Below are 15970 nucleotides of genomic sequence, written 5' to 3'. Positions count from 1 at the left end.
GTCAGTGCACCCCGCCGTGCGCGGCGAGCGGCTGCGCCCGCACGTCGTCGCGGAACAGGTTGATGGCGTCGAGGTGCTGGGCGCGCTTGTCGTGGTCGCGGACGCCGAGGCCTTCGGCGGGGGCGAGGGCGAGGACGCCGACCTTGCCCTGGTGGAGGTTGCGGTGGACGTCGTAGGCGGCCTGGCCGGTCTCTTCGAGGGGATAGACCTTGGAGAGGGTGGGGTGGATCTTGCCCTTGGCGACCAGCCGGTTGGCCTCCCACGCCTCGCGGTAGTTGGCGAAGTGCGAGCCGACGATCCGCTTGAGCGACATCCACAGGTAGCGGTTGTCGTACTCGTGCGTGAAGCCGGAGGTGGAGGCGCAGGTGACGATGGTGCCGCCCTTGCGGGTGACGTAGACGGAGGCGCCGAAGGTCTCCCGCCCCGGGTGCTCGAAGACGATGTCGACGTCCTCGCCGCCGGTGAGTTCGCGGATGCGCTTGCCGAACCGCTTCCACTCTCGGGGGTCCTGGTGGTGTTCGTCCGGCCAGAACGTGTAGCCCTCGGCGGTGCGGTCGATGATCGCCTCGGCGCCCATCCGGCGGCAGATCTCCGCCTTCCGGTCGCTGGAGACGACACAGATCGGGTTGGCGCCGCCGGCGAGCGCGAACTGGGTGGCGTACGAGCCGAGTCCGCCGCTCGCCCCCCAGATCAGGACGTTGTCGCCCTGCTTCATGCCGGCGCCGTTGCGGGAGACGAGCTGGCGGTACGCGGTGGAGTTGACGAGTCCGGGAGCGGCGGCCTCCTCCCAGCTGAGGTGCTGGGGTTTGGGCATCAGCTGATTGGACTTCACCAGCGCGATCTCGGCGAGTCCGCCGAAGTTGGTCTCGAAGCCCCAGATCCGCTGTTCCGGGTCGAGCATGGTGTCGTTGTGGCCGTCCGAGCTCTCCAGCTCGACGGAGAGGCAGTGGGCGACCACTTCGTCCCCGGGGCGCCAGGAGTTGACGCCGGGTCCGGTGCGCAGCACGACGCCCGCCAGGTCGGAGCCGATCACGTGGTACGGCAGGTCGTGGCGGCGTGCGAGGTCGCTGAGTCTGCCGTACCGCTCCAGGAAACCGAAGGTCGCCATCGGTTCGAAGATGGAGGTCCAGACGGAGTTGTAGTTCACCGAGCTGGCCATGACGGCCACCAGAGCCTCACCGGGGCCGAGTTCGGGCACGGGAACGTCGTCGAGGTGCAGGGATTCGCGCGGGTCCTTCTCCGTGGTGGGAAGGCCCGCGAACATCTCCGTCTCGTCCTTGTGCACGGTCACGGCGCGGTACGAGTCGGGGAGGGGCAGTGCGGCGAAGTCGGCGGGCGTGGAGTCCGGCGACTGGATGGCGTCCAGGATGTCCTTCACGGTGGTGCCTCCGGCGAAGCTGGGGGTGGTGTGGGACGTCGCCTTCCGAGGTGTGGCCTCGGGCCTGACGGAGTGCTGGGTGTTGCTGAGCGGCGCCGGGTGGGCGCGAGGGTGCCTGTGACGCAGGCGTCCGGGCCACAAGCGCGAAGGCTTGCGGGAACAGCCGGACACCTTCAACGTATGGCACGGTGTGACACCTGGCAAGGCACTGGGTGCCAGGTTTTTCTCTCACTTGTCAGCCTCATGGCACGCATGAGCCATACCTACCGCCCGGAATGCGGTGAATATCAGCCGGGTGAGGGGAATGTGCGGCCGAACGTGGGGCGGGCGAGCCCTACGGGGTGCCGTTCGCCGGGGGCCGCTTGCCGGGTGCCCGTTCGCGCTACGCGTCCTTCAGTGCCCGCTTGATCGTCCGCATGACCTCGTCCAGCGGCGCGTCGGTGTGCGCCACGGTCACCAGGACGTCCCCGCCGGTACGCGCGGTGACCGCCGGGCGCTCGGGCTTGCCGCCCATCGACAGGCCCGCGCCGATCCCCGGGCCGAACGTGTCACGGACGATCGCGAAGGCATGGTCGAGCTGCGCCTCCACGTCCCCCTGGCCGCCGGCCCGCAGCCACCGCCGCAGCACGTGGTTGTGCGCCGTGACGACGGCGGACGCGGCCACCTCCGCCAGCAGCGGGTCGTCGTTGCCGTCGGTGTGGTCCAGCTCGTCGAAGTGGCCCAGCAGATAGCGCGTGAACAGCCGCTCGTAGCGGGCCACCGAGGCGATCTCCCGCTCCCGGAGGGTCGGGACCTCACGGGTGAGGCGGTAGCGCTCGACGGAGACCGCGGGCGAGGCCGCGTACATCCGCATGACTTCCTTGATGCCCCGGCAGATCGTGTCGATCGGGTGCTCGTGGGACGGCGCGGCGTTCAGGACCGCCTCCGCCCGGACGAGCGTGTCGTCGTGGTCGGGGAAGATCGCCTCTTCTTTGGACCGGAAGTGCCGGAAGAACGTCCTGCGGGCCACCCCGGCCGCCGCGGCGATCTCGTCGACCGTCGTCGCCTCGTACCCCTTGGTCGCGAACAGCTCCATGGCCGCGGCGGCCAGCTCACGGCGCATCTTCAGCCGCTGGGCGGCCGCCTTCGTCCCGGCGGCGCTCTCGGGAGCGTCGGACCTGGGGTTCTTACGGGACGACTCGGCGGACTGCGACATGAGGTGAACGTACTGCATCCGCACGAGGGCGCGCGCCCGTAGGCGCGCACCCGCGATCCGCTGGTCAGCGGCGGAGGCGCGCGCGCTCAGCGCCGGAGGTGCTCGCGGAAGCCCCGGCCCGACTTGCGGCCCAGGCAGCCCGCCGCCACCAGGTGCTCCAGCAGCGGCGCGGGCGCCAGGCCCGGGTCGCGGAACTCCTGGTGCAGCACCCGCTCGATCGCCAGCGAGACGTCGAGACCGACCACGTCCAGCAGCTCGAAGGGGCCCATGGGATAGCCGCCGCCGAGCTTCATCGCCGTGTCGATGTCGTCGAGGGTCGCGTAGTGCTCCTGGACCATTTTCACGGCGTTGTTGAGATACGGGAACAGCAGGGCGTTCACGATGAACCCGGCCCGGTCGCCGCAGTCCACCGGGTGCTTGCGGAGGCGGGCGCACACCGCGTGGGCGGTGGCGCGGACGTCGTCGGCGGTCAGGACCGTACGGACCACCTCGACCAGCTTCATCGCGGGCGCCGGGTTGAAGAAGTGCATCCCGACGACGTCCTCGGGGCGGGAGGTGGCCCGGGCGCAGGCGATGACCGGCAGGGAGGAGGTGGTCGTGGCGAGGACCACGCCGGGGCGGCAGACCTTGTCGAGCGTTTCGAAGAGCTGCCTCTTCACCGCCAGGTCCTCGGCGACCGCCTCGACGGCGAGGTCCACCCCGGCGAACGCGTCGGGCGTGCCCGCCGGACGGATCCGGGCAAGGGTCTCCTCGCGGGCCTCCTCGGTCAGCCGGCCCTTGGTGACCGAGCGGGCGAGGGACGTGGCGACCCGGTCCCTGGCACGCCGTGCCTTCTCGGGGCTCCTCGCGGCCAGGACCACGTCGAACCCGGCCTTGGCGAAGACCTCCGCGATCCCGCCCGCCATCGTGCCGGAGCCCGCGACGCCGACGGACCTCACGGTCCTGCCCGCGGTGGCGCCCGTGCCGTCCGCCGGGGTGAGGGCGTCGGGGACGGCGGTGGCGCTGCCCGGCCCGGCGTACGTGTAGAAGCCGCGCCCCGACTTGCGGCCGGTCAGCCCGGCCTCGCTGAGGTGGCCGAGGACGGGGGCGGGGGCGTGCAGCCGGTCGTGCGACGCGCTGTACATCGCCTCCAGGACGGTGCGCGCCGTGTCGATCCCGATCAGGTCGAGCAGGGCGAGCGGGCCCATCGGCAGGCCGCAGCCCAGGCGCATCGCGGCGTCGATGTCGGCGCGGGAGGCGTAGCCGGACTCGTACATGGCGGCGGCCTGGTTGAGATAGCCGAAGAGCAGGCCGTCCGCGACGAACCCCGGGCGGTCGCCGACGGCGACGGGCTCCTTGCCCAGGTCGCGGGCGAGGGCGGTGACCGCCTCGACCGCCCGGGGGGAGGTGAGGACGGAGGAGACCACCTCGACCAGCTTCATCGCGGGCGCGGGGTTGAAGAAGTGCAGGCCGAGGACGCGCTCGGGGTGGGCGGAGTCCGCGGCCAGCCGCGTCACCGACAGGGCGTTCGTGCCCGTCGCGAGGATCGTGCCGGGGCCGACGATCCCGTCCAGCTCCCGGAACACCTGCCGCTTGGTGTCGTACGACTCCGGCACCACCTCGATCACGAGCGGGGCGTCGGCGGCGGCGCGCAGGTCGGAGAAGGTGCGCAGACGGGCGAGGACCGTGCGCCGCTCGCCCTCCGTGAGGCGGCCGCGCTCCACGGCCCGCGCGGTGGACGCCTCGATCGCGGCGACGGCCCGGGCGGCGGCCGCGTCGCTGATGTCGATGCCGATGACCTCGCGGCCGGCCCGGGCGAGGGTCTCGGCGATGCCGGTGCCCATGGTGCCGAGGCCGACCACGGCGACGGTGGGGAGGGGCAGGGCGTTGGGGGTGTCCGAGGAGATGTCCATGAGGGACTCCAGGGGGAGGGGGTGACGACTGGGGGCCGCGCACGGCACACGTGTGTGCTCGGTGCGTCGCGGGGGCCGGCGCGCTGCGGCGCGCGTGGCTGATGCGGGTCGCTGAAAGGGGCGGCGGGCTCTGTTCCGGAGCCGCGCCGCTGGGTGAAACCGACAGCACTCGCGATGGCTGCGTCACCAGGCCACGCGAGTCGCGGGGGTTTCCCGCTCATCTGAGGTTAACCGACGGGTAACGAGCGCGCCAGACCTGTGCGGGTCAGGTCTGCGGGCTTGGTCTGTGCGCGCCAGGTCTGTGCGGGCCAGGTCTGTGCGGGCCGGGTCTGTGCGGGCCGGATCGAGGGCGGCCGGCACCTATCCTCGGCTCATGGATGAGCGTCATGGATGAGGACTTCCGCTCGCTCGCGGACCGGGTACGGGACGAGTCGGGCGGGTCCGCGGCGTGCGAGCGGCTCCTGACCACCGGCGATCAGGAGGAACTGGCCGGGGTGCTCGTGGAGCGCGAACGGCCGCTGTGGGCGCGGGAGGTCGCCGCGTTCCGGCTGGGGTGCGGGGGTGACCGGCGGGCGTTCGAGGCGCTGGTGCTGTTGCTCAACCACCGCGATCCGGAGCGCTGCGTGAGCGCGTCGTACGCGTTGGCGCGGCTGGCCGACCCGCGTACGGCCCGTGCGGCGGCGGCCCTCGCGACGAACACCCTGCGCACGTCGTACGCCCTGCATCCGGTACGTCTCCTCACGGAGTTGCGCGCGCCGGAGTCCGTGCCGGTGCTGATCGCCACGCTGGAACGGCTGTCCGCGCCGGACGAACCGCACTGGCCGGTGGCCCTGGCGTGCGTCGAGGGCCTGCACCGGCTGGGGGACCCGCGCGGCCGCCCGTCGCTGGAGGGAGCGCTGGCCCATCCCCGGCTGACGGAGGCGGCGAGGGCGGCGCTGCGGTCTCTGCCGTAGCTCCGACGCCACGGCCCCGCCCGCCCGCGACGGTGCGGTGTCCTCAATCGCCGGACGGGCTGGGTGTGTTCGCCGGGACGGCGGGTGTACGGCACCGTCGGGTGCCTCCGCGCCCCGCCCGCCTGCGGCGTGCGGTGTCCTCAATCGCCGGACGGGCTGGAGAGGTCGGCCGGGCTGGGTGTGTTCGCTGGGGTGGCGGGTGTGTGGCACCGGTGGGTGCCTCCGCGCCCCGCCCGCCTGCGGCGTGCGGTGTCCTCAATCGCCGGACGGGCTGGAGAGGTCGGATGGGCTGGGTGTGTTTGCCGGGGTGGCGGGTGTGTGGCACCGGTGGGTGCCGCCGCGGTCGCCCGCCTGCGGCGTGCGGTGTCCTCAAACGCCGGACGGGCTGGAGGAGCCGGTGGGGGTGGAGGAGTCGGTCGGGGTGGGTGGGCCGGTCGGGGTGGAGGAGCCGGTTGGGCCGGAGGGGGTGGGTGGGGTGAGGGGGCGGGCGTATCGCACTTCTGGGACTGGGGTGCCCGCCGCGTCGTACGGCTCCTCCGCTCCGTCCGGCGCCAGGCCGGACCGCGTGTAGAAGCGGCGCGCGCGGTCGTTCTCCTTGAGGACCCAGAGCACCAGAGTCTCGTGCCCCGCCTCCTCGGCCGCCGCCGTCAGCGCGTTCATGAGCGCGCGGCCGACCCCGGTCGCGATCCGGTCCGGCCGTACGTACAGCGCGTACACCTCCGCCGTCCCGGCCGGCACGTCCTCGTCGCGGCAGGGACCGGAACAGCCCCAGCCCACCACCCGCCCCGCGTCCTCCGCGACCAGGTTCAGGACTCCGGGCGTCGGCTCGGTGAGGTACGCACGGCGGCGCACTGTCTCCTTCTCGACGCTCATCGCGTCCAGGAACGGCTTCGGCATCAGCCCGGCGTACGCGTGTTGCCAGCCCCGGACGCGGATCTCGGCGACCGCCTCGCAGTCGGCGTCCGTCATCTCCCGGACCCGGACGGTCAACGCGGCTCGCCCGGCGGGGGCGGGGTGATGGCGAACGCCTCTATCTCCACCAGCAGTTCCGGGCGGATCAGGGCCGCGACCTGGAACGCCGAGCTCGCCGGGGGGCGCTTCGGGTCGATCACCGCGTCGCGGGCAGCCCGTACCGCCGGGAGGTGGGCCACGTCCGTCACGAAGAACGTCAGCTTCACCACGTCGTCGAACGTCGCGTCCGCCGCCGCGAGGCAGCGGCGCAGGTTCTCGAACACCTGGCGGGCCTGGGCCGCCGGGTCGCCCACGCCCACGATCCCGCCGGCCTCGTCGAACGCGCACTGGCCGGAGACCGCGACGAAGCGGCCCGTACCCCAGACCACGTGGCTGTAGCCGTTGCCGGGGGCGACCCCTTCGGGGGCGGTCACATGCGTGAGGTGTGTCATGGGGCCATTGTTTCCCATGGCACTGACAACGGGCCGGGCCCCCTCGCTCCGTTCAGTAGCCGGCCGGCCGCACCACACCCGTCTCGTACGCGAAGACCGCCGCCTGCGTCCGGTCGCGCAGGCCCAGCTTGACCAGGATCCGGCCCACATGGGTCTTCACCGTCTGCTCCGCCACGACGAGCCGCGCGGCGATCTCCGCGTTCGACAGGCCCTGCGCGATCAGGGACAGCACCTCCGTCTCCCGCTCCGTCAGGTCCCCCACCCGCTCCCTGCGCGGCACGCGCGGCGCGGCCGTCACCCGCGAGAACTCGGCGATCAGCCGCTTGGTGAGGTTCGGCGCGAGCAGCGCGTCCCCGGCCGCCACCACCCGTACCGCCCGCGCCAGTTCCTCCGCCGACGCGTCCTTCAGGAGGAAACCGGACGCGCCCGCGCGCAGCGCCTCGTACACGTACTCGTCGAGATCGAAGGTCGTGAGGACGAGCACCTTCACCGTGGAGCCGGCGCGGCCGGTGAGGCGGCGGGTCGCCTCGATGCCGCCCAGTTCCGGCATCCGTATGTCCATCAGGACGACGTCCGGGGCCAGTTCCGCGACCTGGGCCAGCGCGTCGAGACCGTCCACCGCCTGGCCGACGACCTCGATGCCGTCCTCGGCGTTCAGCAGCACGGTGAAGCCCTGGCGGACCATGACCTGGTCGTCGGCGATCAGTACCCGGATGGGTGGCGGGGGCGCGGGGGGTGACGTCATGTGGCGTCCTCCAAGGACGTCGTGGGCTCCTCCGTCGGCAGCGTCGCCGTCACCTCGTACCCGCCCAGCGGCGTCGCCCCGGTGGCCAGTTCGCCGCCCAGCATCGCAGTGCGCTCCCGCATCCCGAGCAGCCCGTGCCCCATGTCCGTGGAAAGCGGCACCTCGGTGGAAGGCGGCACCTCCGTGGAAGGCGGCGCGACCACTCGCGCGGGAGCGCCGTTCACGACCCGGACCACCACCCGCGACGGCAGATACCCGATCTCCACCCGCACCTCCGCGCCCGGCGCGTGCCGCATCACGTTGCTCAGCGCCTCCTGCACGATGCGGTACGCCGACAGGCCCACCCCCGGGGCCAGCGGGCGCGGCGCGCCGGTGCGCCGGGTGGTGACCGCGAGCCCGGCCCGCCGCACCGTGCCGATCAGTTCGTCCAGCCGGTCCAGCGTGGGCTGCGGGGCGTGCCGCGCGCTCTCGGACAGCGCGTCCTCGGAGCGCAGGACGCCCAGCACGCGCCGCAGTTCGGTGAGCGCGTCGACCGCGTTGCCCCGTATCCCGGCGAGGTTCTCCCGCAACTCCTCCGACGGGTTCTCGACCAGGTGCGGGGCGACCTGCGCCTGGATGGAGATGACCGACATGTGATGCGCGACCACGTCGTGCAGCTCGCGGGCGATCCGGTTGCGCTCCTCCAGGAGGGTGCGCCTGGCCCGCTCGTCGGCGGTGAGGCCGGTCTGGACGACCAGTTCGGTACGGGCCACCTGGCTGCCCCGCAGCGCGGCGCCGACCACCACCGCGACGGTGAGGACGGCGGCCGCCCGCATCACGTCGACGTTGTGTTCCGCGCTGGTGAACAGCCCGCAGGCCGCCCCCGCCACCAGGCTGATCACCAGCGCCCCGAACGCGGCCCGGGGCCGGACCCGCAGCGCCAGCAGGAACAGCACCCCGGCCTGGAGTGCCATCCCCTCACCCGTCCACGGGAACAGCACGTCCCGTCCGGCGGTGGCCTCCGTGGTCCGCGCGACGACGACCATGACCAGCGTCACCACCCACCACGCCGGCACCGGCCGGAACACCGCGACGACCAGTGCCGCGGCCTGGAGCACGCCGAGGAGCGTGCCGTACACCTGGCCGAGACCGGATTCCCAGATGAGGTTGTTGATCCCCATCGCGCCGACGAACAGCGCGCAGATCGCCGCCAGCAGGACCACCACCGGCTGCCACTCCCGCCAGCCGGGCCGCGCCGTGTCCGGGAGGGGGCCGAACGCCCGCGCCCCCAGGAGGTCGTCCCGCAGGTGACGCGGCACCGCCCGCAGCGCCGCCACCGCCCGCCGTGGGTCTCTCGTCCGACCGACCCTAGACATGTCCCGCCTCCGCCCTCCGGGTGGGCCGTCCCCCACGGACGACCTCGGTCCGCCCGCGCGCCCGCTGTTCATGGCCCCGGAACGCCGCCCAGCACACCAGCAGCGCTCCCGCGAACGCCGGGAGCCACAGGAGCCTCGCCACCACCCAGCCGGGGCCGTCCGGCACGGTGTGCAGGCCCGGCAGCGGGCCGCCCGCGAGCAGACCGATCGCGGTGACGGCCATCATCGATGTCTGATGCCACAGGAACAAAGTGAGAGCGGAGAGATTGGCCAGCGCCACCCCCGCCCAGACCGCCGGCCGCGCGCACAGCCGCCGCAGCGGGCGCACGAGCAGCAGGGCCGCCCCGCACTGCGCCAGGCCGAAGGTCACGGCGGCCAGGGTCGGCGGATCGAGGTTGGAGACCGGGGCGCCCGGCACCCCCACCATGGACGCCGGGTAGCCGCCGAACAGGACGAGGAGCGTGGTGGCCGCCGCGCCGCCGCCCAGCAGCGTCCACGCGGCCCCGCGCCCGTTCAGCTCGCCGCGGGACCAGGCCGCGCCCAGGCAGTACGGGACGAGCCAGCCCGCCGCCAGGTTGATCCAGCCGAGCCCCGCGGGCCCGCCCACGGCGAACCGGAACAGGTCCACGTGCAGGACCACGGCGAGCGGCCACAGCGGGTGCAGCCGCGCGACCAGCGGGGTCGCCGCCGTCAGCGCCATCAGGACCAGCAGGAACCACAACGGGGACAGCACCAGCTTGAGCAGCGTGTGTACGGTCGCCGGGCTCACCCCGGAGACGAGCATCACGCCCGCCGCCACCGCCCACACCCCCAGCACGGCGGTCACCGGCCGCCCCATCCGGGCCGTCCTGGCGCCGAGCCACCGCCCGTACGTCGCGCCCCGGGCGCGGGCCGACGCGTAACTGGGCGCCGCCACCTGCCCGCCGACCACGAAGAAGACGGCGAGCGTCTGGAACAGCCAGGAGACCGGCGCCAGCTGGGGCAGGTACGCGAGCGGGCTCGCGGCGCGCACCGTACCGCTGTCGGCGACCAGGGCGGTCACCAGCCAGTGGCCGAGCACCACACCGAGGATGGCGAGGGCGCGCAGGGCGTCGGTGGCCCGGTCGCGGCCGGGCGGGGTGGCGGAGTCGATCCGCCGTACGAGATCACGCACGGCCGGCCTCCCGGGTGGGGGCGTCGGCGGGTGTCCGTACGGGGAGGGCCGCGCCCGGAGGCAGGCCCGGGGGCGTGCCCGGAGCGGGGGCCAGGACGGACGGTGTCTCGGCGGCGGGGACCTCGCCGATGGCCGTTTCCCCGCCGGAGACCGGGCCGGCGTGGATCGCCCCGCCGGCGCCCGCACCGGTCGCCGTCCCTCCGGCGCGGGACGAGCCGGTACGTACCCCGCCGGGGGTCGTACCGCCCGCGTCCATCGCCCCGTTGGCTATCCGGGCCAGGTTCCGCAACGACACAGACCCGGGCCGCAGATAGCCGCTGTGGGCGGACCCGCCCGCGTCGAAGATCCGGGCGCCGTACGCCTCCGACACCGGGTCCCTGCCGAACCCCACCGTGACGAAGGGCAGCCGGAGCCGTCCGTGCGGCACGTCCGCGATGCGGTCGGCGGAGCCCCGGCCCGCCCAGACCGTGGCGCCGGTACGGAGCGCGGCGGCGCGGTCGACGCCGGTCCCGGGGCTGCCGTACAGCACCAGGTCGGCGACCGGCAGGCCCGGGGCGGCGCGGGCGCAGACGACCGAGCCGTACGAGTGGCAGAGCAGCGACACCCGCGCGGCGGGCGCGGCAGCGGCCAACTCGCCCACGAAGGACCGCAGATCGGGGGCCACCTCGTCGGCCCGGCCCGCCGTCAGGACCGCGGGGCTCACCGTGGCGGGTGTCCGGTAGCCGAGCCAGGCGATCACGGCGGCCCCGGCGCCCATCTCCCGCCGGAGCGCGGCCGCCCCGGCCCCGAAACGCGCGTAGTGGTCGAGGCCGGTGTCCGAGCCCGGCACCAGTACGGCGATCCGCCGGGCGCGCGCGAGATCGCCGAAGACCTCGGCGGTACGGCCGCCGTCGCGGCCGTCGAAGGAGAGGAAGTGCCGTGCCGGGTCCGCCATGACGCGCAGCGCGGCGGCCCGTACCCGGTCGCCGTGACCGGCCGCCATCCGCTCGGCGGCCCGGATCCCGGCGCGGTTGACGGCGTACCGCGCGTCCAGGGCTGCGGGGTTCAGGTCGTCCCGCAGCGGCGCGAGCGCGGCGGGGACGGGCGCCGGGACGGCCGAGGGGCGGGCCGCGCCCGACACCGGCACCGCCACCGACGCGGTGACGAGCACGGCGAGCAGGGTGCGGTGCGTGCGGTGCGTGCGCGTGGCGCGCGGCGAGCGTGCCGCACTCTCCGTATCGGCGCACCGGGTGCGCTGCCTGCCGTTGCCGCGGGGCCGTGACGCCATGGGGGAGGGACCTTCCGTACCGGATCGCTGTCGTGCTGCCGGTACCGAAGTTAGGGATCACCGCGCATGGTCCGCGTCCCGCCGGGGAGCTCAGCTCACCGGTGGCTCCCAGGTATGACGGGTAGGGGGTGCCCGCCCCCTCGGCGACGGAGGGATGCCGCCCCCGCAGCGCCGAAACCGCCTCACAGCAAGGTCAGTTGGGTCCCCTCCGGCTCAGGATCGGGCAGCGGCGCCGCCATCCGGTGGTTGCCCGGCCGGCTCAGCCCCGTCGAACCGCCCGCGCCCCGGGGGCCGATGCCGAACGTGTCGGCCAGCTCGTGCACCTGCCGGGTGATCCGCCGCTGGTACCACTTCGGCGCGTACGCGCCCTCCGCGTACATCCGCTCGTACCGCCCCACCAGCTCCGGGTGGTGCTTCCCCAGCCACTCCATGAACCACTCGCGCGCCCCCGGCCGCAGGTGCAGCACCAACGGGGTCACGGAGGTCGCCCCGGCCGCCGCGATCGCCCGTACCGTCGCACGGAGCTGCTCCGTGCTGTCGCCCAGGAACGGGATCACCGGGGCCATCAGCACCCCGCAGCCGATCCCGGCGTCCGTCATGGCCCGTACGACGTCCAGCCGCCGCTCCGGCGAGGGGGTGCCCGGCTCGACCGTGCGCCACAGCTCCCGGTCGGTGAAGCCCACCGAGACGGAGACGCCGACGTCGGTGACGGACGCCGCCTCGCGCAGCAGGTCGAGGTCGCGGAGGATCAGCGTGCCCTTGGTCAGGATGGAGAAAGGATTCGCCTGGTCCCGCAGGGCCGTGATGATCCCCGGCATCAGCCGGTAGCGCCCCTCCGCCCGCTGGTAGCAGTCGACGTTCGTGCCCATCGCGATGTGCGCGCCCTGCCACTGGCGCGAGGCGAGTTTCCGCCGTACCAGCTCCGGCGCGTTGATCTTGACGACGATCTGGGAGTCGAAGCCCAGCCCGGTGTCGAGGTCCAGATAGCTGTGGGTCTTGCGGGCGAAACAGTAGACGCAGGCATGTGTACAGCCCCGGTACGGGTTGACCGTCCATTCGAACGGCATGCGGGAAGCTCCCGGGACCCGGTTCACGATCGAGCGCGCGCGGACCTCGTGGAAGGTGATGCCGCGGAACTCGGGGGTGTCGAAGGTGCGGGTGGTGACCGCGTCCGTACCGAAGAGCGCGATGTCCCCGGCGGGCCGTGTGGTGGACGGTCCCTCGGTCAGATTGTCCCAGCGCATGGAGTACCTCCTCGGTAGTACTGCTCCCACAATAGAACATGTGTTCGCTTGATCGTCGAACGGATGACCGAACGAGTGGTCGGGCAGAGGTCGGGCGGGTCGCTGTACGGACCCCCGGACCGCTCCCCGGACGTGTGTCGCGTGCACCGGTCCTGACCTCCGCGCCCCCGGATTTGGGCGGGCGTGCCGTCGGGTGGTTGGCTGGCCGCACCCCAACCCGAGAACCGAGTGCTGGAGGAAGTGCCATGGCGCAGGTCGAGGCCACGACGGAGCGGATCATCGCGGCGAAAGCGGACACGGTGTTCGACGCGCTGGCCGATTACCAGGACACCCGGGCGAAGCTCCTGCCCTCGCAGTTCAGCGAGTACGAGGTACGGGAGGGCGGTGACGGCGAGGGCACCCTCGTCCACTGGAAGCTCCAGGCCACCAGCAAGCGCGTCCGCGACTGTCTGCTGGAGGTGACCGAGCCCACCGACGGCCGGCTCGTGGAGAAGGACAGGAACTCCTCGATGGTCACCACCTGGACCGTCACCCCGGCCGGCGAGGGCAGCTCCAAGGCCGTCGTCACCACCGTCTGGGACGGCGCCGGCGGCATCGGCGGCTTCTTCGAGCGGACCTTCGCGCCCAAGGGCCTCGGCCGGATCTACGACGAGGTGCTGGCGCGGCTCGCCGCCGAGACGGAGAAGTAGGTCCGCCGGAAGGCGTGAACAGCCGGACCCCGGGGGCTCCCCGGGGTCACCGGTTCGAGTGGTTTTCCCCGCGACGCCGTTGCGCGCACCCCGTACGACACGTCGCGGGAAAGCCCCTGATGAGCGACCCGGCGCCCCCGTTTCTCCCCAACCCGCCCCCGTCTCAAGGCCCTTCACCCCGCCCGTTCCCGCTTGCTCCTGGTTGGCGAGCAATGCGAAGAATGGCGCCGCGCAGGTGCGACGAGGGGAGCAGTACGTGGGCGGGATCACGCTGGTGAAGGACGCCGGGCAGGCCACCGTGCCCGTCCCGGCCGTGGCGGCGGGCACCCCGCCCCCGCCGACGCGCGCCGCCGGCGGCGCGCCGCCGGCCGAGCCCCTGAGCCCCCGCCGGGTCCGGCTCGTCTTCTTCGGGCTGATGCTCGCCCTGCTGCTCGCCGCGCTGGAACAGATGATCGTCGCGACCGCCCTGCCCAAGATCGTGGGGGAGCTGCACGGCCTGGAGCGGATGTCCTGGGCGATCACCGCGTACCTGCTGACGTCCACGATCGGTCTGCCGATCTACGGCAAGCTCGGCGACCTCTTCGGCCGCAAGGGCGTCTTCCAGTTCGCGATCGTCGTGTTCGTCATCGGCTCGGCGCTGGCCGGCTGGTCCCGCACCATGAACGAGCTGATCGCCTTCCGCGCCGTCCAGGGCGTCGGCGCCGGCGGACTGATGATCGGCGTCCACGCGATCATCGCGGACATCGTGCCGCCCCGGCAGCGCGGCCGGTTCATGGGGCTGATCGGCGGCGCGTTCGGCCTCGCCTCGGTGGCGGGTCCGCTGCTCGGCGGGTTCTTCACCGACCACGTGTCCTGGCGCTGGTGCTTCTACTTCAACGTGCCCTTCGGCCTGCTCACGCTCGCCGTGGTGTCCGTCGTCCTCACCCTCCCCAAGCCCACCAGCCGGGGCCGGCTGGACCTCCTTGGCGCGCTGATGCTCGCCGCCGCCTCGACCTGCCTGGTGCTGCTGACCAGTTGGGGCGGTACCGAGTACGCGTGGGGCTCACGCGTCATCCTGGGACTGGCCGCCGGTGCCGTCGGAACGACCCTGCTGTTCCTCGTCGTCGAGCACTTCGCGCCCGAACCGATCATCCCCCTGCGGCTGTTCCGCGACTCCGTCTTCACCCTCACCGGTCTGATCGGCGCGGTGCTCGGTCTCGCGCTCTTCGGGGCCGCGAGCTATCTGCCGACCTTCCTCCAGATGGTCGACGGCGCCTCGGCCACCGAGTCGGGCCTGTTGATGCTGCCGATGATGGGCGGCATCGTCGTCGCGTCCGTCGTCTCCGGCCAACTCATCAGCCGTACCGGCCGCTACAAGATCTACCCGGTGGTGGGCGGCGCGCTCTCGGCCGCCGGGATGTGGCTGCTGTCCCGGCTGGACGCCGACACCTCCATGCTCGAATGCGGCCTCGCCCAGGCGGTGTTGGGCCTCGGCATCGGGCTGGTGATGCCCGTGCTCATCCTCGCCGTGCAGAACGCGGTGCCGCCCTCCGACCTCGGCGTCGCCACCAGCGCCAACAACTACTTCCGGCAGATCGGCGGCAGTGTCGGCGCCGCAGTCTTCGGCACGCTCTTCGCCAACCGGCTCGCCGACGCGCTCGCCGACCGGATCCCGGCGGGCGCCGCGCTGCCGAACGCGCACTCCATCACCCCGCAGATGGTCCACGCGCTGCCGCCCGCGCTGCGGGACCACTACATCCGGGCGTACGCGGACGCGATGCCGCGGATCTTCCTCTATCTCGTGCCGGTGCTCGTCCTCGGCCTGTTGCTCGCCTTCTTCCTCAAGGAGAAACCGCTGGTGTCCTACAACGCCCCCGCCGCCGAGTCCGCCGCCGTCCCCGCCGCGCGCGCCGCCGCGAACGGCGCCCCGGTCGCCGCACCGCCCCCGTACATCTCGGGAGTGGCCGTCTGCGGCACCGTGCAGCACTACGACGGCAGTACGGTCCCGCGCGCCGCGCTCACCCTCATCGACGTCCAGGGGCAGCAGATCGGGCGCGGGGCGAGCGGCGAGGACGGGCGGTACGCGCTGAGCGTGCCGGGCGCCGGCTCGTACGTGATGATCGCGGCGGCCGGCGGCCACCAGCCGCAGGCCGTCACCGTCACCGTCGGCGAGCGCCCCGTCGAACTGGACGTGGTCCTCGGCGGCGCGGGCCGCCTCGCCGGCGCGGTGCTCACGGCGGACGGCACGCCGGTACGGGACGCCGCCGTGACCCTCACCGACGTACGGGGCGACGTGGTGGCGTCCACCCGCAGCGGGCGCGAGGGCGCCTACGTGATCGGCGAACTGGTCGCGGGGGAGTACACGCTGGCCGCGAGCGCCCCCGCCTTCCGCCCCGCCGCGCTCCCCGTCAGCGTGCAGTCCTCCCGCGAGACCCGGCAGGACATCGAGCTGGCGGGCGGGGCGGTGCTGCGCGGTACGGTACGGGCCGGGGGCGGCCGGCCCGTCGAGGACGCCCGCGTCACGCTGCTGGACGCGGCGGGGAACGTGGTCGACACCCTCACCACCGGCGCCGACGGCACCTTCCGCTTCGTGGACCTCTCGTCCGGGGAGTACACGGTGATCGCGGCGGGCTATCCGCCGGTCGCCACGGTGCTCCAGATGGCGGGCGGCGGACGCACCGAACGCGACCTCCAACTGGGTCACGCGGACTGAGGGA

General features: G+C 73.3%; 12 protein-coding genes and 1 pseudogene. 3 read left to right on the top strand and 10 right to left on the bottom strand.

What is annotated here, in order from left to right; all coding sequences use genetic code 11:
- Nucleotide 1: 1 nt before the first annotated feature.
- The 3 genes from ccrA to ACIODU_RS10535 all read right to left on the bottom strand — a co-directional run bounded on the left by ccrA (nucleotide 2) and on the right by ACIODU_RS10535 (nucleotide 4465).
- Nucleotides 2–1378 carry a crotonyl-CoA carboxylase/reductase gene (ccrA, locus tag ACIODU_RS10545; protein ID WP_401766200.1) on the bottom strand — a complete coding sequence of 459 codons (1377 nt, stop codon included), beginning with the start codon at nucleotides 1376–1378 and terminating at the stop codon, nucleotides 2–4.
- Nucleotides 1379–1760: 382 nt separating this feature from the next.
- Nucleotides 1761–2573, bottom strand: coding sequence for a TetR family transcriptional regulator (locus ACIODU_RS10540; protein ID WP_401766197.1), 813 nt, complete (start codon nucleotides 2571–2573; stop codon nucleotides 1761–1763).
- Nucleotides 2574–2659: 86 nt separating this feature from the next.
- Entirely contained in the window at nucleotides 2660–4465 is a 1806-nt protein-coding gene (locus tag ACIODU_RS10535) for a 3-hydroxyacyl-CoA dehydrogenase family protein (protein WP_401766195.1), read from the bottom strand.
- Nucleotides 4466–4851: 386 nt separating this feature from the next.
- On the opposite strand from ACIODU_RS10535, the gene ACIODU_RS10530 reads away from it, so the two are divergent.
- Nucleotides 4852–5418, top strand: a complete 567-nt coding sequence (locus tag ACIODU_RS10530; protein ID WP_401766743.1) for a HEAT repeat domain-containing protein — start codon at nucleotides 4852–4854, stop codon at nucleotides 5416–5418.
- A 369-nt stretch (nucleotides 5419–5787) separates the two neighbouring features.
- Here the strand turns inward: ACIODU_RS10530 and ACIODU_RS10525 are convergent, their stop codons facing one another.
- The 7 genes and pseudogenes from ACIODU_RS10525 to ACIODU_RS10495 form a co-directional block, all read right to left on the bottom strand.
- Complete coding sequence (locus ACIODU_RS10525) at nucleotides 5788–6387, bottom strand: GNAT family N-acetyltransferase (protein WP_401766192.1); 600 nt, start codon at nucleotides 6385–6387, stop codon at nucleotides 5788–5790.
- Between the two features lie 17 nt (nucleotides 6388–6404).
- On the bottom strand, nucleotides 6405–6821 hold the full coding sequence (locus ACIODU_RS10520) for a RidA family protein (RefSeq protein WP_356421979.1): 417 nt from the start codon (nucleotides 6819–6821) through the stop codon (nucleotides 6405–6407).
- Nucleotides 6822–6873: 52 nt separating this feature from the next.
- On the bottom strand, nucleotides 6874–7566 hold the full coding sequence (locus ACIODU_RS10515) for a response regulator (RefSeq protein ID WP_401766189.1): 693 nt from the start codon (nucleotides 7564–7566) through the stop codon (nucleotides 6874–6876).
- Complete coding sequence (locus tag ACIODU_RS10510) at nucleotides 7563–8921, bottom strand: sensor histidine kinase (protein WP_401766186.1); 1359 nt, start codon at nucleotides 8919–8921, stop codon at nucleotides 7563–7565. Before ACIODU_RS10510 ends, ACIODU_RS10515 begins: the two co-directional genes overlap by 4 nt.
- A complete protein-coding gene (locus tag ACIODU_RS10505; RefSeq protein ID WP_401766183.1) occupies nucleotides 8914–10074 on the bottom strand; it encodes an acyltransferase in 1161 nt (386 codons plus the stop codon). The genes ACIODU_RS10510 and ACIODU_RS10505 overlap by 8 nt, the downstream gene beginning before the upstream one ends.
- A 256-nt stretch (nucleotides 10075–10330) precedes the next feature.
- A pseudogene (locus ACIODU_RS10500) lies at nucleotides 10331–11341 on the bottom strand (alpha/beta hydrolase); the annotation flags it as partial.
- Nucleotides 11342–11523: 182 nt separating this feature from the next.
- Nucleotides 11524–12585: an Rv2578c family radical SAM protein gene (locus ACIODU_RS10495; protein ID WP_401766180.1), complete on the bottom strand. Its 1062-nt coding sequence runs from the start codon at nucleotides 12583–12585 to the stop codon at nucleotides 11524–11526.
- A 245-nt stretch (nucleotides 12586–12830) separates the two neighbouring features.
- Here ACIODU_RS10495 and ACIODU_RS10490 point away from each other — a divergent pair, with 245 nt between their 5' ends.
- Nucleotides 12831–13274 carry an SRPBCC family protein gene (locus ACIODU_RS10490; RefSeq protein ID WP_161309885.1) on the top strand — a complete coding sequence of 148 codons (444 nt, stop codon included), beginning with the start codon at nucleotides 12831–12833 and terminating at the stop codon, nucleotides 13272–13274.
- Between the two features lie 256 nt (nucleotides 13275–13530).
- Nucleotides 13531–15966 (top strand): MFS transporter, encoded by a 2436-nt coding sequence (locus ACIODU_RS10485; RefSeq protein WP_401766176.1) that lies wholly within the window; start codon nucleotides 13531–13533, stop codon nucleotides 15964–15966.
- Nucleotides 15967–15970: the final 4 nt, after the last annotated feature.

Origin of the sequence: Streptomyces sp. NPDC088261 (genome assembly GCF_044740805.1) — a bacterium.
Lineage (GTDB): Bacteria > Actinomycetota > Actinomycetes > Streptomycetales > Streptomycetaceae > Streptomyces.
Note: the sequence above shows the minus strand (reverse complement) of the source record. Positions and strands in the feature narration are given on the sequence as shown.

Coding starts and splice junctions, on each gene's coding strand:
- ACIODU_RS10540 (WP_401766197.1), bottom strand. CDS start 2,573: ATGTCGCAGTCCGCCGAGTCGTCCCGTAAGAACCCCAGGTCCGACGCT.
- ACIODU_RS10535 (WP_401766195.1), bottom strand. CDS start 4,465: ATGGACATCTCCTCGGACACCCCCAACGCCCTGCCCCTCCCCACCGTC.
- ACIODU_RS10530 (WP_401766743.1), top strand. CDS start 4,852: ATGGATGAGGACTTCCGCTCGCTCGCGGACCGGGTACGGGACGAGTCG.
- ACIODU_RS10525 (WP_401766192.1), bottom strand. CDS start 6,387: ATGACGGACGCCGACTGCGAGGCGGTCGCCGAGATCCGCGTCCGGGGC.
- ACIODU_RS10520 (WP_356421979.1), bottom strand. CDS start 6,821: ATGACACACCTCACGCATGTGACCGCCCCCGAAGGGGTCGCCCCCGGC.
- ACIODU_RS10515 (WP_401766189.1), bottom strand. CDS start 7,566: ATGACGTCACCCCCCGCGCCCCCGCCACCCATCCGGGTACTGATCGCC.
- ACIODU_RS10510 (WP_401766186.1), bottom strand. CDS start 8,921: ATGTCTAGGGTCGGTCGGACGAGAGACCCACGGCGGGCGGTGGCGGCG.
- ACIODU_RS10495 (WP_401766180.1), bottom strand. CDS start 12,585: ATGCGCTGGGACAATCTGACCGAGGGACCGTCCACCACACGGCCCGCC.
- ACIODU_RS10490 (WP_161309885.1), top strand. CDS start 12,831: ATGGCGCAGGTCGAGGCCACGACGGAGCGGATCATCGCGGCGAAAGCG.